This is a genomic window from Planobispora longispora, assembly GCF_016863135.1.
GTDB classification, from domain to species: domain Bacteria; phylum Actinomycetota; class Actinomycetes; order Streptosporangiales; family Streptosporangiaceae; genus Planobispora; species Planobispora longispora.
Window position 1 is genome coordinate 36,930 of the sequence record NZ_BOOH01000060.1, and the last position, 20,133, is coordinate 57,062.

The 20,133-nt window shown below is 73.3% G+C and carries 18 protein-coding genes; 7 read left to right on the forward strand and 11 right to left on the reverse strand.

What is annotated here, in order from left to right:
* Positions 1 to 4: 4 nt before the first annotated feature.
* Complete coding sequence (locus tag Plo01_RS34410; protein ID WP_203894941.1) at positions 5 to 736, reverse strand: PIG-L deacetylase family protein; 732 nt, start codon at positions 734 to 736, stop codon at positions 5 to 7.
* 187 nt (positions 737 to 923) lie between these two features.
* Here Plo01_RS34410 and Plo01_RS34415 point away from each other — a divergent pair, with 187 nt between their 5' ends.
* On the forward strand, positions 924 to 1,676 hold the full coding sequence (locus Plo01_RS34415; protein ID WP_203894942.1) for an anti-sigma factor: 753 nt from the start codon (positions 924 to 926) through the stop codon (positions 1,674 to 1,676).
* Positions 1,677 to 1,733: 57 nt separating this feature from the next.
* On the forward strand, positions 1,734 to 2,366 hold the full coding sequence (locus Plo01_RS34420; protein WP_203894943.1) for a YigZ family protein: 633 nt from the start codon (positions 1,734 to 1,736) through the stop codon (positions 2,364 to 2,366).
* A 9-nt stretch (positions 2,367 to 2,375) separates the two neighbouring features.
* Here the strand turns inward: Plo01_RS34420 and Plo01_RS34425 are convergent, their stop codons facing one another.
* Positions 2,376 to 3,476, reverse strand: coding sequence for a winged helix DNA-binding domain-containing protein (locus Plo01_RS34425; protein ID WP_203894944.1), 1,101 nt, complete (start codon positions 3,474 to 3,476; stop codon positions 2,376 to 2,378).
* A 465-nt stretch (positions 3,477 to 3,941) separates the two neighbouring features.
* Here Plo01_RS34425 and Plo01_RS34430 point away from each other — a divergent pair, with 465 nt between their 5' ends.
* The gene (locus Plo01_RS34430) at positions 3,942 to 4,586 is read left to right on the forward strand and encodes a DedA family protein (RefSeq protein ID WP_203894945.1); all 645 of its coding nucleotides are present in this window, start codon (positions 3,942 to 3,944) and stop codon (positions 4,584 to 4,586) included.
* A gap of 187 nt (positions 4,587 to 4,773) precedes the next feature.
* On the forward strand, positions 4,774 to 5,928 hold the full coding sequence (locus tag Plo01_RS34435) for a serine hydrolase domain-containing protein (RefSeq protein ID WP_203894946.1): 1,155 nt from the start codon (positions 4,774 to 4,776) through the stop codon (positions 5,926 to 5,928).
* Positions 5,929 to 5,990: 62 nt separating this feature from the next.
* Here the strand turns inward: Plo01_RS34435 and Plo01_RS34440 are convergent, their stop codons facing one another.
* Positions 5,991 to 7,220: an isochorismate synthase gene (locus tag Plo01_RS34440; protein WP_239317630.1), complete on the reverse strand. Its 1,230-nt coding sequence runs from the start codon at positions 7,218 to 7,220 to the stop codon at positions 5,991 to 5,993.
* Positions 7,221 to 7,417: 197 nt separating this feature from the next.
* On the opposite strand from Plo01_RS34440, the gene Plo01_RS34445 reads away from it, so the two are divergent.
* Positions 7,418 to 8,260: a GDSL-type esterase/lipase family protein gene (locus Plo01_RS34445; protein ID WP_239317633.1), complete on the forward strand. Its 843-nt coding sequence runs from the start codon at positions 7,418 to 7,420 to the stop codon at positions 8,258 to 8,260.
* A 7-nt stretch (positions 8,261 to 8,267) separates the two neighbouring features.
* On the opposite strand, the gene Plo01_RS34450 is transcribed toward Plo01_RS34445, so the two are convergent.
* The 3 genes from Plo01_RS34450 to Plo01_RS34460 form a co-directional block, all read right to left on the reverse strand.
* Entirely contained in the window at positions 8,268 to 9,218 is a 951-nt protein-coding gene (locus tag Plo01_RS34450; RefSeq protein ID WP_203894949.1) for an anti-sigma factor RsbA family regulatory protein, read from the reverse strand.
* Positions 9,215 to 10,099, reverse strand: a complete 885-nt coding sequence (locus tag Plo01_RS34455) for an MEDS domain-containing protein (protein ID WP_203894950.1) — start codon at positions 10,097 to 10,099, stop codon at positions 9,215 to 9,217. Before Plo01_RS34455 ends, Plo01_RS34450 begins: the two co-directional genes overlap by 4 nt.
* A gap of 147 nt (positions 10,100 to 10,246) precedes the next feature.
* Positions 10,247 to 11,032: an alpha/beta fold hydrolase gene (locus Plo01_RS34460; protein ID WP_203894951.1), complete on the reverse strand. Its 786-nt coding sequence runs from the start codon at positions 11,030 to 11,032 to the stop codon at positions 10,247 to 10,249.
* 98 nt (positions 11,033 to 11,130) lie between these two features.
* On the opposite strand from Plo01_RS34460, the gene Plo01_RS34465 reads away from it, so the two are divergent.
* On the forward strand, positions 11,131 to 12,090 hold the full coding sequence (locus Plo01_RS34465; RefSeq protein WP_203894952.1) for a helix-turn-helix transcriptional regulator: 960 nt from the start codon (positions 11,131 to 11,133) through the stop codon (positions 12,088 to 12,090).
* Here the strand turns inward: Plo01_RS34465 and Plo01_RS34470 are convergent.
* The 3 genes from Plo01_RS34470 to Plo01_RS34480 form a co-directional block, all read right to left on the reverse strand.
* On the reverse strand, positions 12,035 to 13,795 hold the full coding sequence (locus Plo01_RS34470) for a PH domain-containing protein (protein WP_203894953.1): 1,761 nt from the start codon (positions 13,793 to 13,795) through the stop codon (positions 12,035 to 12,037). The genes Plo01_RS34465 and Plo01_RS34470 overlap by 56 nt on opposite strands.
* Positions 13,792 to 14,271, reverse strand: coding sequence for a PH domain-containing protein (locus Plo01_RS34475; RefSeq protein WP_203894985.1), 480 nt, complete (start codon positions 14,269 to 14,271; stop codon positions 13,792 to 13,794). The genes Plo01_RS34470 and Plo01_RS34475 overlap by 4 nt, the downstream gene beginning before the upstream one ends.
* 152 nt (positions 14,272 to 14,423) lie before the next feature.
* A complete protein-coding gene (locus tag Plo01_RS34480; protein ID WP_239317636.1) occupies positions 14,424 to 17,573 on the reverse strand; it encodes a S41 family peptidase in 3,150 nt (1,049 codons plus the stop codon).
* 522 nt (positions 17,574 to 18,095) lie between these two features.
* Between Plo01_RS34480 and Plo01_RS34485 the strand changes: the two genes are divergently transcribed.
* On the forward strand, positions 18,096 to 18,380 hold the full coding sequence (locus Plo01_RS34485; protein ID WP_203894955.1) for a DUF3040 domain-containing protein: 285 nt from the start codon (positions 18,096 to 18,098) through the stop codon (positions 18,378 to 18,380).
* A gap of 25 nt (positions 18,381 to 18,405) precedes the next feature.
* Here the strand turns inward: Plo01_RS34485 and Plo01_RS34490 are convergent, their stop codons facing one another.
* A complete protein-coding gene (locus Plo01_RS34490; RefSeq protein WP_203894956.1) occupies positions 18,406 to 19,158 on the reverse strand; it encodes an SDR family NAD(P)-dependent oxidoreductase in 753 nt (250 codons plus the stop codon).
* Complete coding sequence (locus Plo01_RS34495; RefSeq protein WP_203894957.1) at positions 19,142 to 20,107, reverse strand: helix-turn-helix transcriptional regulator; 966 nt, start codon at positions 20,105 to 20,107, stop codon at positions 19,142 to 19,144. Before Plo01_RS34495 ends, Plo01_RS34490 begins: the two co-directional genes overlap by 17 nt.
* Between the last annotated feature and the right edge of the window lie 26 nt (positions 20,108 to 20,133).

Sequence of the window (20,133 nt, forward strand, 5' to 3'; positions counted from 1 at the left end):
CCGGTCACCGGGGGAACAGCTCGAAGCTGACGGCCGGGCGGCCGCCGAAACGGGCGGCGGCGGTGGAGGTGACCTGTTCGACGAAGGCGCGGCAGTAGCTCTCCGGCTCCTCGTCGGTGAGCGCCTCGATGTAGGTGCGGTGTTCCAGCAGGGACAGCACGGCGCGCTCCAGGCCGCCGCTCACCTCCACCGCGTGCGTCGGGCTGGGGGACCCGCTCACGGCCACCCAGCGCACGCCGTCCCAGGGGGAGAGCCCGCGGTCGGCCAGCTCGGGGAAGATCCACCGGTTGCCCGCGTCGGCGGCGGCGTCCAGGGCCGCCCGGCCCACCGCCCGGTGGTCGGGGGTGTTCCAGAAGGTCCCGCCCCAGGTGTCGTGGTGGTTGATGGTCAGCACCAGCTCCGGCCGGTGGCGCCTGATCGCCGCGGCGAGGTCCCGGCGCAGCGCCGGGCCGTACTGGATCACTCCGTCCTGATGGTCGAGGAACTCCACCGACGTCACCCCGACCACCGCGGCGCTCGCCCGCTGCTCCCGCTCGCGCACCTTGGCCGCCCTGGCCGGGTCGAGGGAGTCGATCCCGGCCTCGCCGCGGGTGGCCAGCAGGTAGGAGACCTCGCGGCGCTCGTCGGTCCAGCTGGCGATCGCCGCGGCGGTGCCGTACTCCAGGTCGTCGGGGTGGGCCACGATCGCCAGGGCCCGCTGCCAGTCGGTGGGCATCGCTTCGAGCTGCTCGGTCATATCGGGACTCCTTACGAAATCTACGCTGTAAAGGCGCTCGCTTGGTTCATCTCACCTGATCAAAGACGAAAACCAATCGTGCGACACGGAAAGGCGGAAATCGTGATGCCCCCACGGGGGTGATCCACCCGCTGATCGGTTCCGAAGTAGGGGTGGCGGCATTCGTGCCGGCGGTGAGGAGGCCCCCATGAGATCACGACAGGAGCCGTGGCACGCCCTGGCGGGGGCATACGCGCTCGACGCCGTCGACGGGGCCGAGCGGCTGGGCTTCGAGGACCACCTGGGCCGCTGCGCCGAGTGCGTCTGGGAGGTGCGGGAGCTCGCCGAGGCGGCGGCCCGGCTGGGCGAGGCGCTGGCCCAGGAGCCTCCGTACCGGACGCGGGAGCGGGTGATGGCGGGGATCTGCCGGGTCTCCGGCCCGCCCCGGCCCGCCGTGACGCTCGTCTCCCGCGGACGGCCGGCGCGGAGCGCGCGGGGATGGACGCGGGTGTCGTCGGGGCTCGCGGCGGCGGGCCTGGCCGCCGCGGTGGCGCTCGGGGTCGTCGCGGTCCGCTCCCAGGATCTGCTGGAGCGGTCGCGGGAGGACACCCGGCGGATCGCCTCCGTGCTGGCGGCGCCGGACGCCCGGTCGGTCACGGGCACGGCGGAGGGGGGAGGCGGCGGCGGGGCGGTGGTCTCCCGCGGCCAGGGCAGGCTGGTGTTCGTCCCCTCCGGGCTGGAGGAACTGCCGGACGACAGGACGTACCAGCTGTGGCGGATCGGCTCCTCGGGGATCACCTCGGCCGGGCTGCTGCGGTCCGGCGCTCCGGGGGAGCTGTCACCCGTGGTCGTCGACGGGATCGGCGGGATCGAGGCGATGGGGGTCACGGTCGAACCCGCCGGGGGGTCACGGCAGCCGACCACCGCGCCGCTGCTCCTGCTGGACCTGCCGGGCCCGTGAGCGCGCCCGGCCGGTCCGGCCCGCCCGGCCGTACGGGGCCGCCGGTACCCTTCGGGGGTGGCAGAGCCGTACCTGACGCTGGAAGAGCCGATCGAGCACGAGATCGAGATCAAGGGATCGCGGTTCATCTGCGTCCTGGAGCCGGTCCCCTCGGAGGCGGCCGCGCGGGAGGTCGTGGCCGGGCGCAAGGAGCTGCACGCCGACGCCACGCACAACTGCTCCGCCTACGTGATCGGCGGGGACCGGAGGGTCCAGCGCTCCGACGACGACGGCGAGCCCGGCGGCACGGCCGGGGCGCCGATGCTGGAGACGCTGCTGCGGCGGGGGATGGGCGACGTGGTCGCGGTGGTCACCCGCTACTTCGGCGGGGTGAAGCTGGGCGCGGGCGGGCTGGTGCGCGCGTACGGCGGCGCGGTCGCCAAGACGCTGGATCTGGCGGCCACGGTGACGATGGTTCCCGCGCGGGCCGTGACGGTGACCGTGGACCACGTGCTGGCCGGGCGCCTGGAGAACAGCCTGCGGGCCTCGCCGTACGAGGTCGGGCGGGTCGTCTACGGCGCCCGGGTCGAGGTCGAGGCACTGGTGCGCGAGCCGGAGCTGGACGGGTTCTCCGCCTGGGTCGCCACGCTGACGGCGGGCCGGGCGTCCGTCGAGCCGGGGGCGGCGGTCCACCTCAGGGAGACCCGCTGAGACCGGGGCTCACGGCAGGGCGACGTACAGGCCCGCAATCGCCTCGGTGACCTCGTCGGGGAAGGACTCGAACGGCGTCGCCTCGATCGTCCGCTTCGCGCCGCGGCCGGTGTGCTTCCAGGTGCCCAGGACGCGCCCGTCGGCGACGACCGTCGGCCGGAAGACGCCGTTGCCGCCGGGGACGATGCGGTCGGCGAACTCGGCGGCCAGGACGGCGCCGCGGTCCTGGTAGCCCAGGATGAACTCGTCGAACCCGGGCAGCAGGAAGACGCCCCGTGCCCGGTCGCGGCAGGCGTCGAGCAGGGCGGGCGTCTCGGGGGCCATGAGGTGCTCGACCCCGCCGACGTCGAGGCGGGCGAGGCGCGGCCGGGCGAGGGCGAGCCCGGCCCGGACGTCGGCCGCCAGGAGGCTCGTCCACCGGGTGAAGTCCTTGACGGTGGCCGGGCCGTGGCCGGTGAAGTAGCGCAGGGCCAGCTCGCCGAGGGCCTCCTCGCGTTCGAGGCGCCGGGGCCGCGGGATCCACTCCTCGACGAGCACGAGCAGCTGCTCGCCGTCGCGGACCGGCCCGAAGCAGAGCGTCCCGGTCTGGGCCAGGTTCCCCACCATGTGGTAGCCGCGCTGCCCCGTCGTGTCCAGGCCGCCCTCCCGCCACGCGGCCAGCAGCTCGTCGCGGCGCAGCCGGTTCCCGCCCGCCAGCGCGTCCACGGCCAGCCGCCGGGCCCGCTCCAGCGTCGGGGCGTCCAGGCCGAGCTCGGCGCGGCGGGCGGCGGCCGAGGCCAGTATGCGCGGTGCGGTGAGACCGAGGATCCAGGGCAGGTCCTCGGCCACGACGAGGTGGAGGGTGCCCCGCATCGGCCACGACTTGACGATCTCGCCGGCGTCGAACGCGGACTCCACGGCCTGGCGGGTGCCCGCGGCGGCGCGCAGCGCGACCGAGGTGACCACTCCGGCGGGATCCTGCGCCTGCACGGCGGTCAGCCGCCGGACGACCTCGGCCGGGCCCGGCAGGCCGGGACCGGCGATGTGCTGGGCGGCGAGCCTGAGCAGGGCCACCTCGTGCGGGGTCGCCGTGGCCGCGCCCTCGGCGGGCGGGGTGGTTCTCCGGGCCATGGCTCCTCCTCGTGTGCGCCGGGTGTGCGGGGCGGATCGCCCGGCGGATGAGAGCGATCTTGCCGTATTCGTCCCACATCCGCGCGCCGAGTCTGCCGTGGGCGACCGACAATCGGCGCGCCTCTCCGGGCGGCGGCTGGGCCGAATCTTGGCGCGGCGCATTGAAACTATGAGATAAGTCACACTCGGCGGGGAGGGAAGGGTTGAGTCGATCATCGGTAGCGCCCTCTCGTCCCCTCTGGCCGGTTCGCCGGATTTCTCGGGATTCTCCTCCACGTGCCGCTCATGCCTTCCTGACGTGCGGAAACGTCGCAGGATTCGGGGGTGGTCGGTCGGGTTCTCCGTGTGGCGGGGCCGTACGGCGCGCGGCTGGGGTTTTCCGCACCCCCGTGCTGGGGCTCCGGCCAGGAGAGATCGGCGGCACGCCTCATGCACGGCATATCCCGGTGTCCCTAGCCTTGGGGCATGAGTTCATCGACTGTCGACGGGGTCGCCGGGTGGGCGATCAGCATCATGGAGGCCCTGGGAGCGCCCGGGGCCGGGATCGCGATCGCCCTGGAGAACCTGTTCCCCCCGCTGCCCAGCGAGGTGATCCTGCCGCTGGCCGGGTTCACCGCCAGCCAGAGTGAGGGGAAGATGAGCCTGTTCGACGCGGTGCTCTGGACCACCCTCGGCTCGGTGGTCGGCGCGCTGGTGCTCTACGGGGTCGGCGCGCTGCTCGGCCGGGAGCGGGTGATCTTCATCGCCTCCAAGCTGCCGCTGATCAACGTCTCCGACATCGAGAAGACCGAGGCGTGGTTCGCCAGGCACGGGAAGAAGACGGTCTTCTTCGGGCGGATGATTCCCATCTTCCGCAGCCTGATCTCGATCCCGGCCGGCGTCGAGCGCATGCCGCTCTCGATCTTCACCATCCTCACCCTGGCCGGCAGCCTCATCTGGAACACGGCCTTCATCATGGCCGGATACGCCCTCGGTGAGCAGTACCACCTGATCGAGCAGTACATGGGGATCGTCTCCAAGGCCGTGCTGGGAGTCGTCCTGCTCGCCGTCGTGATCTTCATCTGGGTCCGGCTGGTGGACCGGCGCAAGGGCAAGCACCACGCCGGCTGACGGCACGGGCCGCGAGACGGCACGGCCTGCGAAGGCGCCGAGACCCGCCCGGGGTCTCGGCGCCTTCCGGTTCTCCCGGGCCGCCGGCGTCGGCCGTCCCACCGAGGAAGCCTCCGGAGTCGCGCTGCCCCCTTCTCTGCAAACCGACTAGTCGGTACGGTAAGGCGAACGGTGAGGAGGGCCCGCCATGGTGGCGATTCACGGAGACTGCGACGACCGTTTCGAAGGGGTCCGCAAGGCCTTCGAGGAGAACTTCTCCGCCCGCGGCGAGATCGGCGCGGCGGTCGCGGTGACGGTGGACGGCACGACCGTCGCCGACCTGTGGGGCGGGCACGCCGACCGGGCGCGCACCCGGCCGTGGGAGCGCGACACCCTGGTCAACGCCTGGTCCACCACCAAGGGGATCGTCGCGCTCTGCGTCCACATGCTGGCCGATCGCGGCCTGCTCGACCTCGACGCGCCGGTCGCCTCCTACTGGCCGGAGTTCGCCGCCGCGGGCAAGCGGGACCTGCCGGTGCGCTGGCTGCTCTCGCACCGGGCCGGCCTCTCCGGGACCCGCGAGCCGACCACCGGAGACGACCTGCTCGACTGGGAGCTGATGACCTCGCGGCTGGCCGCCATGGAGCCCTGGTGGGAGCCGGGCAGCCGGTCCGGCTACCACGCGCTGACCTACGGGTACCTGGTCGGCGAGGTCGTCCGGCGGATCGACGGCCGGACCGTCGGGCGTTTCCTGCGCGAGGAGGTCACCGGGCCGCTGGGCCTCGACTTCGCCGTCGGGCTGCCGGAGTCGGAGGACGGCCGGGTCGCCGAGCTGGTCCAGGAGCCCCCGCCCGCGGGGAGCGAGCAGGCGGAGATCTACGCCCAGATGCACCCGGCCGCGCTCGCGGCCCTGGCCAATCCGCTCTTCGGCGCGGAGGGGGCCAACACCCCGGCCTGGCGCCGCGCGGAGGTCCCTGCCGCCAACGGCCACGGCACGGCGCGGGCCGTGGCCGCGCTGTACGGCGTCATGGCGTGCGGCGGCAGCTGGGACGGCCGCCGGCTGCTCTCGGCGGAGGCGGTCGAGCGCGCCTGGCAGGGCCAGGGCTCCTGCGTCGACCTCGTGCTCGGCGCCGGCTTCGGCGGGGAGACCGAGATCGCGCTGGGCTACTGGCTGAGTGGCGCGCGCGGCTCCTACGGGCCCAACCCCCGGGCGTTCGGGCACGACGGCTACGGCGGCTCGTTCGGGCTGGCCGACCCCGAGGCGCGGCTGTCCATCGGCTACGTGATGAACCACATGGGGGTGCAGATCTCCGACGACCCCCGGAAGATGGCGCTGGTCGAGGCGGCCTACGCCGCCCTCTGACCGGCCGCCCGGTCCGCCCGGCGGGTGGCGCCGGGCGCCGGGAGGAGGAGCGCGCGGGCGGTTCAGCCCTCCAGGGCGTACTGCATGACGCGGAGTTTGGCCTGGGCCTCGGCCAGCTCCGAGGCAGGGTTGGAGCCGCCCATGATGCCGCAGCCGGCGAACAGCCGGGCGCGGGAGCCGGTGATCTGGGCGCAGCGCAGGGCGATGCCCCACTCGCCGTCGCCCCGGGCGTCGATCCAGCCGACCGGTCCGGCGTATCCGGCCCGGTCCATGCCCTCGAGCTCGCGGATGACCTCCAGGGCGGTGGCCGTGGGGGTGCCGCCCACGGCGGCGGTGGGGTGCATGGCCGCCACCACGTCCAGCACCGAGGCGCCGGCGGCCAGGCGGCCGGTGACCGGGCTGGCCAGGTGCTGGACGTTGGGGAGCACGAGCAGCTCGGGCTCCTCGGGCACCTTCAGCTCGGAGCAGAGGGGGGAGAGGGCCTCGCGGACCGACTCCACCGCGCAGATGTGCTCCTGCCGGTCCTTCTCCGAGGCGAACAGGGCGGCCCCGCGGGCGAGGTCGTCGGCCGCGTCGGTGCCCCTGGGGGCCGTGCCGGCCAGGACCAGGGACTCGATCATCTCGCCGGTGTGGCGGACCAGCAGCTCCGGGGTGGCGCCGACCAGGCCCGCGCAGGAGAAGGTGTAGCACTCGGGGAAGCGCTCGGCCAGCCGGGACAGCAGCAGCCGGACATCGATGGGCCGTTCGGCGACGGCGGTCAGGTCGCGGGCGAGGACGGCCTTCTGCAGGCGTCCGGAACGGATCAGCCCCACGGCCCGCGCCACCGCGTGCTCCCACTCGGGGGCGGTCAGGCTGCCGTCGCCGTAGCGGATCCTGCCGGGGTCGTCGAGCGGGAGGACCGGGTCGAGCAGTTCCTCGCCGATGGTGGTCAGCCAGGCGAGGCCGTCGCGGCGGGCGAGGACGGCGCGGGGGACGACGAGCACCGAGCCGGGGGAGGCCGGGTCGAAGGTGAAGGAGCCGAAGGCGACCGGGCCGGAGCCCGGGACGCGCACCTCGTCCTCGACGTCGGCCTCGCCGAAGGTGGCCGACAGCCAGTCACGGGCCCACTCGAAGCGGTCGGGGCCCGGAGGCACCGTCACCCGCGCGGCCTCACCCCATGCGACCAGCCCTTCGCCATGCCTGATCCAGGCGTAGGGGGCCGTGCCAGGAAGACGTGAGACCAGGTCGCCGGGGTCGCCGACGAGGGTGGTCTTCGCCACGAGAGGACGGATCAATCCGAGCGCGACTCTCACCCACAACACTCTATGCGGAAACTGAACGTGTTCGATAAGCACCCCTGGGCAAGCATGCGCACTGACGGCTGTCAAGGAAACCAAAGCAGTTGGTCAATCCACGGCGCGTCTCTGTCCTGCGGTGATACATCCGGATCAGAAGTGATCTCATGACCGGAGGCCCGATGACCCGCAGGACTGTGACCACATTCACAACGGTGACAGCCCTGCTGTCCGTCACCGCCGTCTCGGCGGATCCGGCGGCGGCGGTCCCCGCGCAACCGTGGCGGCCCGCGGTCATGGCGGCGCTGGGAGACTCGATCAGCGCGGGGTTCAACGCCTGCGGCTGGTACGTCTCGTGCACCTCCCGTTCCTGGTCGGCCGGGGACCATGCCGACGTGCGCAGTCATTACCTGCGGCTGCGCGCCGCGGGCGGGGACATCGGGGGGCACAACGTCAACCTCGCCGTCCCCGGGGCGACGAGCGCCAACCTGGCCGGGCAGATGCGGCAGGCGATCGCGCGGCGGGCCGACTACGTGACGATCCTGATCGGCGCCCAGGACGCCTGCGTGCCGGAGGAGCGCAGGATGACGCCGGTCGGCGTCTACCAGCGGCGGGTGGCCGAGGCGCTGCGGCTGTTCCGGCAGGGACGGCCCGACGGGCGGGTGCTCGTGGCCAGCATCCCCGACATCAAGCGGCTGTGGCAGGTGGGCAAGGACGATCCGATCGCGCGCGGCTTCTGGGCGGTCGCCAGGATCTGCCCGACCATGCTGGCCAGACCGACCTCCACGGCCGGGGCCGACCGGGCGCGCCGCGACCGGGTGCGTGCCCGGGTGGTCGCCTACAACGCGGCCCTGGCCCGGGTCTGCGCCGACTACGGACCGGCGTGCCGCTTCGACGGCAACGCCCTGTTCGACTACCGGTTCACGCTGGACCACGTGAGCCGGTGGGACTACTTCCATCCCAACGCCGACGGTCAGCGGCTGATCGCCGCGCAGACCTTCGACGCGGTCGACGACTGGGTCGGCCCGTCCGTCCGGGAGCCGGCGGCTGCGCCCTGACCGTCCGTCAGGCGCGGCTCAGGTGCAGGCGGACCTGGGTGCCGTGCTCGCCGCCGCGGATCTCCAGCAGGTCGCACAGCTGGCGCACCACCCACAGCCCGTGGCCGCGGTCGGCGGCGGGGTCGGGCGGAAGGTAACCGGGGAACGGCGCCCGCAGTCGCCCGGAGTCGGTGACGTCGCAGCGGATGACCGAGTGATCGGCCCACAACCGGATCCGCCCGTGCCCGCCGCCGTGCCGCACGGCGTTGACGACGACCTCGTTGACGGCCAGCACCAGCCGGCCGGCCGTCCCGTCCGCCAGGCCGAGCGCTGTCGCCCAGGCGGACACCAGCCGTCGCGTCCGGCCGAGGTCGGCGTCGAACGTGCTCTCCACGTGGGTCCCGGCGGGCGGGAGGGGGAGCGGGAGATGGTCGCTGGCGTGGGTGAACGCGGCCGGGTCGGTGTAGACCCGGCTGTCCCGCGCGGTGTCGCCGGTGAGCAGTTGCGGGTGGGTGCGGCGGGCGTCTGACACGACGCGCTCGGGCAGCACCCGTTCGTCGTAGGGGCACACGATCCAGGCGGGACTGCCCTCGAACGCGGCGTTGATCACGGACTCGTACCGCGTCCACTCGGCTTCCTCCGCGGGGCTGCGGCCGTGCCAGACCGGCTCGCCGATGATGCGGACGCGCCGGTGGTGCGTCTTGTGGGCGTTGACGTAGCGGTTGTAGGCGGCCAGGGTGCGCCCCGGGGTGTCGTACCAGTCCTGGGCGGTGACGAACTGCACGCCGTCGGAGATCTGGCCCAGGCCGTCCTTCAGCAGGCCGATGTTGGCGGCGGTGGTCACCGCCAGCACTTTGTCGCCCGCCGCCAGACCGTCCAGGCAGAAACCGGCGGTGGCCGCGAGGAACGCCTCGTCGCTGTCGTAGATCAGCGCGTGGTGAACCAGTTCCGGAACTCTCTGAGTGGGGGAGGCAGTCATGAGGGAAAGCTCTCTGCGTCGATGATCAGGCCGGTCGTCTGATCCCAGCCCACCAGGCGGACGATCTCGTTCAGCCGCGGCGCCAGACGCGTCACCCTCAGGCGCCGTCCGTCCTCCAGCTCGCCGGCCGTGCGCACCAGGGCGCGCAGCCCCGCCACGTCGATGAACTCCAGCTCCGACATGTCGATCTGGAGGTCGCCGCCGAGCCCGTTCCCGCCGATCGCGCCGCGCAGGGCGGCGCTCCAGGCGGTGGCGCTGTCGTGGTCGATCGCGCCGGCGACGCGCAGCACCCGGCTCCCGGCGGGATCGAAGGAGGGAATGACCCGCAACGGACCTTCGTGCACCAGTGCGTTCATCTGAACTCGTCCCGGATGACTGCCGATCAGCGCGCTGAGCCGGTCGGCGGGGAAAACCCGCGTGTCGTAGAGGCAGATCGCCGCCGACACGCCCTCGTCGAACAGCGCGGTGACGCGCCGCTCGTACTCCTCCAGCCGCTCGGCGCCGGCCATTCCCCGCAGGGCCCAGCCCATCTCCCCGCTGACCCGGAACCCGGCGAACCCGGCCGCCAGGCTCCGGTCGACCTCCTCCCGCAAGGCGTCGATCATCGCGTCGGGGTCGAACCGGCCCGCGGCCAGGTAAGTGTCCTCAGCCGACCGGATGCCCAGCCGTCCGGTCGCCATCGCCTCCGCGACGTCGACGCCGGACTCCTCCAGCCATCGCCGCACCCGGTCGCCCGTGGGGCCGTCGGTGAAGTAGAGCACCCGCTCGCCGCGCTCCAGCCCGGCGGTGACGAAGGCGGAGGCCACCTCACGCTGCTCGGCCTCGTGTGCGAACGCCAGGCACAGGTGATCCCCCAGCCGTACGTCCTTGACTTGGCGCACTACCCCACCCATCGCCGTTCGTCGTGAAAATGTCCGGAATTTCTGGATTCATTACTGAACTTACGTCTTCCGGACTTCAGACTACCGCTGCCTCCTTCGTGGACCTATGCGGCTAAAACACTGTCCTAATCGCTATGTCAGGGCTGCTCACTCCGCCAGGGCGGCGAGGGCGGCGGCGGTCCGCTCCGGCTCGGAGAACATCGGCCAGTGGCCCGTGGGCACCGCGGCGAAGCTCCACTCCGGGCCGGCCAGCGCGGCGAAGAACGGGTGCCCCGTCTCGATCATCGCGTGGACCTGTTCCAGAGGGAAGGAGCAGGAGATGAGCGTCTTGGGGAGCTTGTCCGCGCCGCCGGTGAGCCGCAACGGCTGGGTCATGGTCCGGTACGGCTGCGCCGCCGCGCGGGAGGCGAACCACTCCCGCTCGGCCTCGCCCAGGCCCTCCAGGCTGGCCCCGGCCCGCTCGTGCTCGTCCCAGGAGGGGAGCGGGTAGCCGGTGCCGCCGCCCTGCCCGGCGACGCGCTCCTCGACGAAGGCGTTCCACTCGGGCTCGTTCATGTCCATCTGGGACATGCCGTCGGCGAGCGGGCCGCTGTCGAGGTAGACCACGCGGGCGACGCGCTCGGGGACGCGGTCGGCCGCGCCGGTGACGGGCGTGCCGCCGCCGCTGTGACCGACGAGGATGACGTCGTGCAGGTCGGCGTAGACGATGGTGTTGACGACGTCCTGGATGTGCGTCTCCAGGTCGGTCTCCGGGGTGGCGAGATGCGCCCGGTCGCCGAGCCCGGTGAGGGTGACGGGGTGGACGTCGTGGCCGGCCGCGCGCAGACGCGCGGTGACCTTCTCCCAGGCCCAGGCGCCGAGCCAGAACCCGGGGACCAGGACGTAGGTGCCCTTCGCCCGCGGCTGGACGGTCCCGTCGACGTGCTCGTTCATGGTCTCTCCTTAGAGGCGTTTCCGCCCGTCGTTCTCGCTGTGGTTCCACCGTAGAATCGAATCCGGGCAGATTCGGTCCGGATTTCCCAGGGATTCTCATGACTGTTCTCCGCGTGCTCGCGCTGCTGGAGTTGCTGCAGGCCGCCCCCGGTCTGACCGGGCCGGAACTGGCCGAGCGGCTGGAGGTGGACGAACGCACCGTGCGCCGCTACGCCGTGAAGCTGACCGAGCTCGGCGTGCCGGTGGAGGCCGAGCGGGGCCGGTACGGCGGCTACCGGCTGTTGCCGGGCTACAAGCTGCCGCCGCTGATGTTCACCGACGACGAGGCGACGGCCGTGGTGCTGGGACTGCTGGCCGGGCGGCGGACCGGACTGGCGGTGGGGGAGACGGCCACCGAGAGCGCGCTGGCGAAGATCCGGCGGGTGCTGCCGCAGGCGCTGCGCGAGCGGGTCGAGGCGGTCACCCGGACGCTGGAGCACACCCGGGCCCCGGCGGCGGCCAGCACGCCCCGGGCGGGGCCGCTGCTGGCGCTGGCCGACGCCGTCCGCAGGCGGCGCACGGTACGGCTGGCCTACCGGTCCTGGAAGGGGGAGTCGTCGGAGCGGGACCTGGACCCGTACGGCATCGTCTTCCACTCCGGCCGGTGGTACCTCACCGGGCTCGACCACCGCAGCGGGGAGATCCGCACCTTCCGGGTGGACCGGGTCTCGGAGGCCGCCCGGACCGAGCGGGCCTTCGCGCCGCCGGAGGGCTTCGACGCGACCGCGCACGTGGCGCGGTCGCTGTCGGCGGTGCCGTACCGCCACGAGGTGCGGGTGCTGCTGGAGACCACGCTGGAGCAGGCGCGCCGCCGGATCCCGGCCGAGGCCGCCGCGCTGTCCGAGGAGCCCGGCGGGGTGCTGCTGACGGCGCGGGCCGAGCGGCTGGACGGGATGGCGCAGATGCTGGCCGGGCTGGGCTGGCCGTTCACGATCCTGGAGCCGGACGGCCTGCGCGCGGAGGTCAGGGACCTGGCCGCCCGGCTGGCGGGGTACGCGGACGATCCGGGAGGCCGGTGAGCCGGGCTCCGGACCCGGGCGCCCCGGTCTCCGGCGTTCCGGATCGCACGGCCCCGGCCCGTGGCGCCTCGGACGGGGACGCTCCCTCTCCGGGCTCTCCGGCTCGGGGCTCTCCCGCTCCTGGATCTCCGGGTCCGGGGATGCCGAGGAAGGGGCCGAGCAGGCCCGGTACGGCTCGCGCCGCCAGGCCGAGCCCCTCCTGCGCGCCCACGTCCAGCACGTCGTAGTGACCGTCGCCCGCCGCCGTGGTCGCCGAGACCGTGATGAGGCCGAGCCTGCGCTGGAAGTACGACTCGCTGACGGTCCAGCCGACGATGCCGCCGCGGTCGAGGGCGACGGTGCGCCGCACGACCGAGCCCGCGCGCGTCACCAGGTGCCGCTCGCCCAGCGCGTGACCGAGCCCCCGGGCGGCGTCCACCGCCAGCCACGTCGTGACCGGGAGGGCGAGCAGCGGCACCGTCCACGCCCAGTTCCAGGGCGACGGCGGGGACCACGACCACGTCGCCGCCGCGGCCGCCGCCGAGAGGAACGCGGTGGACATGACCGTCGCGCGCAGCCTCCTGGTCCTGGCGGCCCTGGGATGGGGGCGCAGATCCGGACGCGCGTGAGAGCGCACGTGGGGATCCGGGATCGGGGGCGTACGGGAGCCGGGGGCCGGGGGCGTGCGGTGGTGCGGACCCGGCAGCGGCGCTCCGGCGATCCGCTCCGCCACCCGTCCGGCCGCCGCCCGCGGCATCGGGGGAGTGAGCATGGCGACGTCGTCGGCCTCGTTCTCCTCCTTCTTCCGCAGTCCGGCGGCCACCGCCTTGACCCGCGCGCCGCCGCCGAGCCGCAGCAGGAGGGGCTCGACGAGCTCCACCCCGCGGAGCCGGCGCTCCTCCAGCGTCAGCGAGCGGGTGGTGAGCAGGCCCCTGCTCAGCCGCAACCCGCCGGGCTCGCGTTCCAGCCGGTAGCGCCCCCACGCGGTGGCGAACACCGCCACCGCTCCGACCAGTCCCACCAGGACGTTGACCGCCAGGAGCAGCGGGATCGCGGGCCACGGGCGGGTGGTGACCCAGCGCCACAGCTCCGCGGCGGCGCCCGACTCGAACAGGTCGACGCCGAGCGCGTCCAGCGGCTTGTAGGCGAGGCCCGCGATCAGCGCGCCGCCCGCGACGGTCCACACGGTCAGCGGCGCGAGCCTGAGCCACGACCAGTCCAGTTCGGCGAGGGGGACGTCGCGGGGCGGGACGTCACGGCCCTCCTGCCCGGCCTCGCCCAGCAGGACGCCGCGCAGTTCCTCGGCGTCCCGCCGGGACAGGGGATCGAGGGTCAGCATCGCGCGCTCGCCGGAGGCGTGCTCGCCCGTGCCGATCTTGACGACGGTCAGGCCCAGGACGCGCCGTACGGGATCGGCCGTGAGATCGACGCTGCGGATCCTGTCGCGGGGGACGGAGCGGTGCTCGCGGAAGGCGATGCCCGAGCGCAGCTCCAGCCGCTCGCCGGTGAGCCGCCAGGCGGTGGTGCGCAGCCGTAGCAGGTCGAACACCAGGACCCCCGCGACGATGAGCGCCGCCGCGCCCGCGATCATGCCGGCGCGGGCCGGGACCGTCCAGTCGTGGGGCAGGGTCCTGATCAGGACGGCCACGACGGGGACCACGATCGCCGTCGACATCGCCGCCGAGGCGGCCAGGCTCCGCCGGTGCAGGGGCCGCCAGGCCGTCACGTGGCATCACCCGGCGTGGCCTGCGTCATCGCGGTCAGCCGCTCCGCCAGCTCGGCGGCCAGCTCGTGATCCAGCGCCTCGATCTTGATCGCCCCCGCCGACGAGGCGGTGGTCACCGTCACGTCGGCCAGCCCGAACAGCCGCTTCACCGGCCCCCGCTCGGTGTCGACCGTCTGGATGCGCGACATCGGGGCCACCCGCCAGACGTGGGTGAACCAGCCCGTGCGGGTGTAGACCGCCTCGTCGGTCACCTCCCACCGGTTCAGCCGCCGGTAGGCGTGCGGGGCGGCGAGGGCCAGACCCAGGATCAGGACGGCGAAGCCGCCGGTCAGGACGCCGAGCCAGACCGGATGGGAGGTGAAGATCCAGTAGGCGGCGACGGCCCCGGCCGCCACGGGCACGGTCAGGAACAGCAGCTCGATGGTCCACACCCGCACCGCCCGCCGGTCCACCCGGTTGCGCGGCGGACGCAGCATCGCCCCCGCCCCCGCTCGTGCCCGCGGCCCGTCCGGGCCGGCGTCGTGGGCGTCCGTAACCGTTCTCATGGGAGCAGCCTGGTGGCCGCGGGGGGCGCGCCGCTTCGTGCGGAGGTCGACGGCGGCACCTACTTTGGTCGCTCGTCCGGCGCTCAGTTCGGCGGCAGGACGGGCACCGAGACGCGGGGCCGGTCGGCGAGGTCGGGGGTGTGCGGCGGATGGGCGGCCAGGCGCTCCAGGGCGACGTCGATCGCCTTCTCCAGCTGCGCGTCGACGCCCATGGCGTAGTCCTGCGGGGTGATGTCCACCTCGATGTCGGGGTCGGTTCCGTAGTTCTCCACCTTCCAGCCCACGTCGTCGAAGGCGAAGGAGAACTCCGGCTGGGTGGTGACGGTCCCGTCGGCCAGCTGGTGCCGGGGCCAGATCCCGATCACGCCGCCCCAGGTGCGCTTGCCGATCAGCGGGCCCAGGCCCAGCAGCTTGAAGGTGTGGCTGAAGATGTCGCCGTCGGAACCGGCCCACTCGTTGGTGACGGCCACCATCGGACCGCGCGGCGATTCGTCGGGGTAGGGCTCGGGCGTGCCCCAGCGGGGGAAGTTGTAGCCCAGGCGGCGCCGGGAGAGCTTCTCCAGCAGCAGCGAGGAGACGTGGCCGCCGCCGTTGAACCGCACGTCGACGATCAGGCCCTCGCGGTCGTACTCGGTCAGGAAGCCGCGGTGGAACTCGGCGTAGCCGTCCGGCCCCATGTCGGGGATGTGCAGGTAGCCGATCCGGCCGTCGCTGCGCTCGTGGCAGCGGGCGCGGTTGCGGCGCACCCAGTCGCGGTAGCGGCCCGGCTGCTCGTCGGAGATCGCCTGGACGACGATGTTCCGCTTCTCCCCGTCGCGGCCGACGGTGAGCTGGACCTCCTGGTCGGCCTGGTTGACCAGGAGCTCGCCGGGGCTGAGGGACGGGCCGACGGGCTGGCCGTTGACGGCCAGGAGGGTGTCGCCGGGCCGTACGTCCACCCCGAGCCGGTTGAGCGGCGAGGTGCACTCGGGATCCCAGCGGTCGCCGTCGACGATGTGCCGGATCGTGTAGACGCCGTCCTCGAAGGACAGGTCGGCGCCCAGCTTGCCCTGGCGGTAGTGCGGGCGGGCCCGGTAGGCGCCGCCGCTCTCGTAGGCGTGGGAGGTGCCGAGCTCCCCGAGCAGCTCCCACAGCAGGTCGGAGAACTCGCCCCGGGTGGTGACCTTGTCCACCAGTGGCAGGTAGCGCTCGTAGACGCCGTCCCAGTCGATGCCGGCCATGTCCTCGGTCCAGAAGTTCTCCCGCTGCAGCCGCCAGGCCTCGCGGAACATCTGCCGCCACTCGGCCTCCGGGCAGATCGAGACCTTCACCCGGGACAGGTCGATCCAGCCGCTGGACCGGCTCGGCGTGTCACTGTCGTCGTCGGCCTCCTCGCCCGCCTTGATCACCCGTAGCCGGTTCCCGGCCCGGTAGAGCATGGTGGCGCCGTCGCGGCTGAGCCGGAATCCGGAGACGTCGGTGGCCAGGACCTCCTGCTTCTGCTTGGCGAAGTCGTAGACGTGCAGGGTGCCGTCGGAGAACTCGGCGTACTCGTCGCCGAGGGCGCCCTCGACCGGGAAGGTGAGGTAGATCGCCTTGCCCTTGACGGCGGCGACGGCCTCGTAACGGCACTCGGGGACGGGGAAGACGACCAGGCGGTCCTGGAGGCCGTCGGTGTCGATGACGAACTCGACCTCCTCGTCCTCGTCGTCGTCACCGTCGTCCTTGAGCGGCCGGGGTTCGGGGACGAACGGGGAGCCGACGTCGGCGCGGAGCGCGAGGGCGTAGGGCCGGGAGCCGAGCGGGAAGCCCAGGTCGAACTGGAGCTCGTCGTAGACGGGGTTGAAGACGCGCTGGCCGACGAAATAGAGGTACTTGCCGGCCGGGTCGAAGGCGGGGCAGGTGTCCGAGAGCACCGGGCGGGTGGCGGGGAACGTCTCGCCGGTCTCCACCCGGTACAGCTTGATCGCCACGGTCTGCGCGGTGTCGTGGCAGGCGTAGGCGAGCCAGCGGCCGTCGGGCGACCAGGTGACGTCCTCCACCGCGCCGAACCGGTTGGACTCGACCACCGTCAGGGCGGCCGGCTCGGCGCTCAGGTCGATGAGGAGCAGCTGGTTGCGGTGGTTGGTGGCGGCGATCAGCTCGGCCTTGGGGGAGACCTCCAGCGAGGTGATCCGCCCGGTGTCGAGGTGGTCGAGCCGGACGGGCCCGGCGCCGCCGTCGGCGGTGAGCACGGTCAGGACCTCGCGGTCGCCGTCGTCGCTGGCCGCGCTGATCAGCCGCTCCCCGTCGTTGAGCCAGGTCAGCAGCCGGTAGCGGACGCCGTAGGCGGCGCCGTGCTGGCGGACGGAACCCTCCCAGGCGGGGAAGGAGAACGCCTTGCCCCGCGTGGTGATCGCCAGGCCGCTGCCGTCGGGGCTGAGGGTGGCGCTGTCGAGGAAGCTGGCGGCGTGGGCGAAACGGCGGTTGCGCTGGGTGCGGGAACTGCGCAGGGTGACCCCGACGTGGTGGGACTCGCCGTCCTCGATGAGGTAGAGCTCCCCGGCGGCGTGGTAGACCAGCCTGCGGCCGTCGCCGGACAGGTTGCGGGCGTAGTAGCCGTCATGGTGGGAGTGGCGGCGCAGGTCGGCGCCCTCGGCGGTGCAGGAGTAGACGTTGCCGGTGCCCTCGTGGTCGGAGATGAAGTAGACGCGGTCCCCCGCCCAGCAGGGGGAGGCGAGGTTGCCGGGCAGCGCGATCAGCCGCCGGAAGTCCAGCTCGGAGCCGATCCACAGGTCGCCGACGGTGCCGCCGCGGTAGCGCTTCCAGCGGGCCGGGTCGGCGGTGTTGCGGCCGAGCACGATCTGCGGGCCGTAGGAGATCGAGTTGGCCGGGCCGTACGGCAGGCGCTCGGGGACGCCGACGCCGTGCGGCAGGACCCGGTGCAGCCACTTGTGGCCGTCGAAGGGCTGGCCCTCGTCGCTGGCGTAGACGATCCCCCCGTCGGGGTCCCAGCCGGTGACCGTGGAGCGCCCCCCGTGGTAGGTGACGCGGCGGGCCGAGCCGCCGTCGGCGGGCATGACGTAGACCTCTTCCGGGCCCTCCTCGCGGCCGGCGAAGGCGAGCTGGTCGCCGCGCGGGGAGAGCCGGGGGTAGCCCGCCTCGGCGACCCCGGCGGTCAGCCGGAAGGCCCGCCCGCCGGCGGCGGGCACCATCCACAGGTCGTCCTCGGCGACGAAGACGACCACGTCGCCGAAGATCGTTGGGAATCGCACGTAGGCGGACATCGTGTCACTCCGTGATGGGTGGTCCACTCCATGGACGGGTGGTCGTGATGGCGTTCGCGGCAGCGGTCGTGACGGCGGCGGGCCGATCGTGACGGCGCCCCGGGCCCGGCCAGGTGCCGGCCCGGGGCGCCGCGAAGTCACCCGGCGTCGTCACACGGGGCTGTCACTCCTCGGTGTCGGAACGCCTGGCCTGCTTGGCCTGCTTGGCCTGACGGGTGGCCTTGATCGCGGCCTTCTTCTGCTTGCCTGAGGCCTTGGCGGGCTTCTTCTTCTCTGCCACGGTTTTCCCCCGTTGAGCTTCGTACGGCGATGCGTCTGATCAGACACATCGAGGCCGTTAATACCCTTTGCGGGCATCAATCACCCGTCGTCCGGAGAAGGTCGAGCGGCGCTTCCAGGGGGCGCGGCGGACGGGCAAAGAAGAGGTAAATCGGAGCCCTCGGAAAGGATAATGATCTTCACGATTGGGCAGAACGTCGGCACACGCCTTGCGTTCCGGGGAGGTGCGGCATGGCCTGGTCGCAAGACGAGGAGCGAATGCTGCTGCAGATCGAGCGTCATCTCATCGACGAGGACCCGCGGCTGGCCGCGCGTCTCGACTCGTTCAACGAGCGCGTCCAGCGCCGCGAGGACGGCCGCCGCAGACGGGAGGCCAGGGAGCAGGGGCCCCGTCCGCGCAGACGCATGCGGCGCTCGACGGTCATCATCATGATCAGCTGGCTGGTCATCGCGACTCTGATCGCGACGCTGCTCGTCCTGGTCCTTCGGCACGACGCCGCGGCCTTCCCGCTGTGACGGGCCGGGTCCGGGCGCCCAGGGATCAGCCCGCCCGGAGCATCCGGCGCGGCACGGACGGGGCCAGCCGCATCAGGAGCGGCAGCAGGCGCGTCTTCCCCACGTAGATCTCGGAACGGTTCCCGGCCAGACCGTCGGCGATCGCCCGCGCGGCCTGCCCGGCGCTGATCTTCCCGCCGCCCCGCCCGCGCGTCATGCCGGTGTCGACGATGGGCAGCAGGACGTCGACGGCCCGCACGCGGGTGCCTGCGTCCTCAAGCTGGTAGCGCAGCGCGCGCGTGTAGGCGGACAGGGCCGCCTTGGTGGCGCAGTACACCGGGGCGGTGCGCTTGGGCGCCAGGGCGAGACCCGAGCTGACGTTCACCACGGCCGCGTGGCCGGCCCGCAGCAGCAGGGGCAGCGTCTCCACCGTGAGCAGCACCGGAGCGGTGAGGTTCGTGGTGATCTCGTCGGGCACGGCCCGCAGGAGCTGCGGCGTCGGACCGGCGAGGTGGTCGCCGAGCACCTGGACGGCCGCGTTGTTGACCAGCAGGTCGAGGCCGCCCCATTCCCGCTCGACGGTGTCCACGAGGCGGGCGCGGTCGTCCGGGTCGGTGACGTCGCACGGCAGTGCGAGCACCCCGTCTCTGAAGGTCTCCACGGCGCGGGCGAGACGGTCGTGATCCCGACCGCACACCGCCACCCGGGTGCAGCCACGGCGCAGGAGCTCGGCGGCGAGGGCCAGCCCGATGCCGTCGCTCCCGCCCGTCACGAGGGCGCGGTCATAGGGGAAGGTCATGGTCGGTCTCCGTTCGTGTGGCCACCGTGCGGTAGCGGCCGGGGCTGGTGCCGGTCCGGCGGGCGAACTCGCGCGCGAAGTGAGGGCCGTCGGCGTACCCCGCCAGGAAGCCGATCGTGGACAGCGGAAGATCGGTGCTCGCGAGCAGCACCGCCGCCCTGGTGACGCGGGCGGTCGCAACCGCCGCGGAGAAGGAGCCGCCCTCGCCGCGCAGGCGCCGCTGCAGGGTGCGGCCGGACATGCCGGTGGCCGCCGAGAGGTCGCCGACCGTCCACCGCCTGGTCGGGTCGGTCAGCACCCGGGCGAGCACGGCCCGGGTGACGGGCCCGCGCCCGTTCCCGGCCGGTTCGGCGAGTTCCGGATCCGTGGCGGGAGGCCCGGTCCCCGGCACCCATGTCAGGTGGAACCGGTCGACCGGGCCCGGCGGCACGCCGTCGGCCGGGCCGCCGGGACCGCCGGGACGGTCCAGGCCGAGCAGCGTGATGCCGCCGGGCAGGCTCAGCCGTACGGCGCCGCAGCCCTGGGCCAGGAGAAGCCCGGCGAGAACGCTCGCGACAAGCAGGTTCTCGTGCCGGGTGGGCCCCGGTCCCGTCCGCGCGGTGTGGTGGAGGCGGGCCTCCCGAGGCCCGGTGCCGGTGACGGCCGTCCGGTGCCGCGAGTGCACGTATCGTTCCAGCCGCCTCCACCGGGCCAGGCACTCGTGCGGGGTGGAGGCGGAGACGAGGACATGGCCGAGCGCGTCGAACGGCGACTCGGCGACGGCCCACCCCACCTGGAGCAGCTCACCCTCGCCGTAGGCGTCCACCACGGCGGCGAGCAGACGCCGCTTGGCCGCCAGCGGAACGCGCGGGCCGTCGGGGACGGTACCGGCCGGGACGGACAGTCCCCGCCGCCGCAACGACGCCGCGACCAGCGCCGACATCGCCGCCGACGAATATCCCTCGTCCACCCCGACCACCTCCGGCACCGAGCCTA

Coding starts and splice junctions, on each gene's coding strand:
- Plo01_RS34410 (WP_203894941.1), bottom strand. CDS start 736: ATGACCGAGCAGCTCGAAGCGATGCCCACCGACTGGCAGCGGGCCCTG.
- Plo01_RS34415 (WP_203894942.1), top strand. CDS start 924: ATGAGATCACGACAGGAGCCGTGGCACGCCCTGGCGGGGGCATACGCG.
- Plo01_RS34425 (WP_203894944.1), bottom strand. CDS start 3,476: ATGGCCCGGAGAACCACCCCGCCCGCCGAGGGCGCGGCCACGGCGACC.
- Plo01_RS34430 (WP_203894945.1), top strand. CDS start 3,942: ATGAGTTCATCGACTGTCGACGGGGTCGCCGGGTGGGCGATCAGCATC.
- Plo01_RS34435 (WP_203894946.1), top strand. CDS start 4,774: ATGGTGGCGATTCACGGAGACTGCGACGACCGTTTCGAAGGGGTCCGC.
- Plo01_RS34450 (WP_203894949.1), bottom strand. CDS start 9,218: ATGACTGCCTCCCCCACTCAGAGAGTTCCGGAACTGGTTCACCACGCG.
- Plo01_RS34460 (WP_203894951.1), bottom strand. CDS start 11,032: ATGAACGAGCACGTCGACGGGACCGTCCAGCCGCGGGCGAAGGGCACC.
- Plo01_RS34465 (WP_203894952.1), top strand. CDS start 11,131: ATGACTGTTCTCCGCGTGCTCGCGCTGCTGGAGTTGCTGCAGGCCGCC.
- Plo01_RS34475 (WP_203894985.1), bottom strand. CDS start 14,271: ATGCTGCGTCCGCCGCGCAACCGGGTGGACCGGCGGGCGGTGCGGGTG.
- Plo01_RS34485 (WP_203894955.1), top strand. CDS start 18,096: ATGGCCTGGTCGCAAGACGAGGAGCGAATGCTGCTGCAGATCGAGCGT.
- Plo01_RS34490 (WP_203894956.1), bottom strand. CDS start 19,158: ATGACCTTCCCCTATGACCGCGCCCTCGTGACGGGCGGGAGCGACGGC.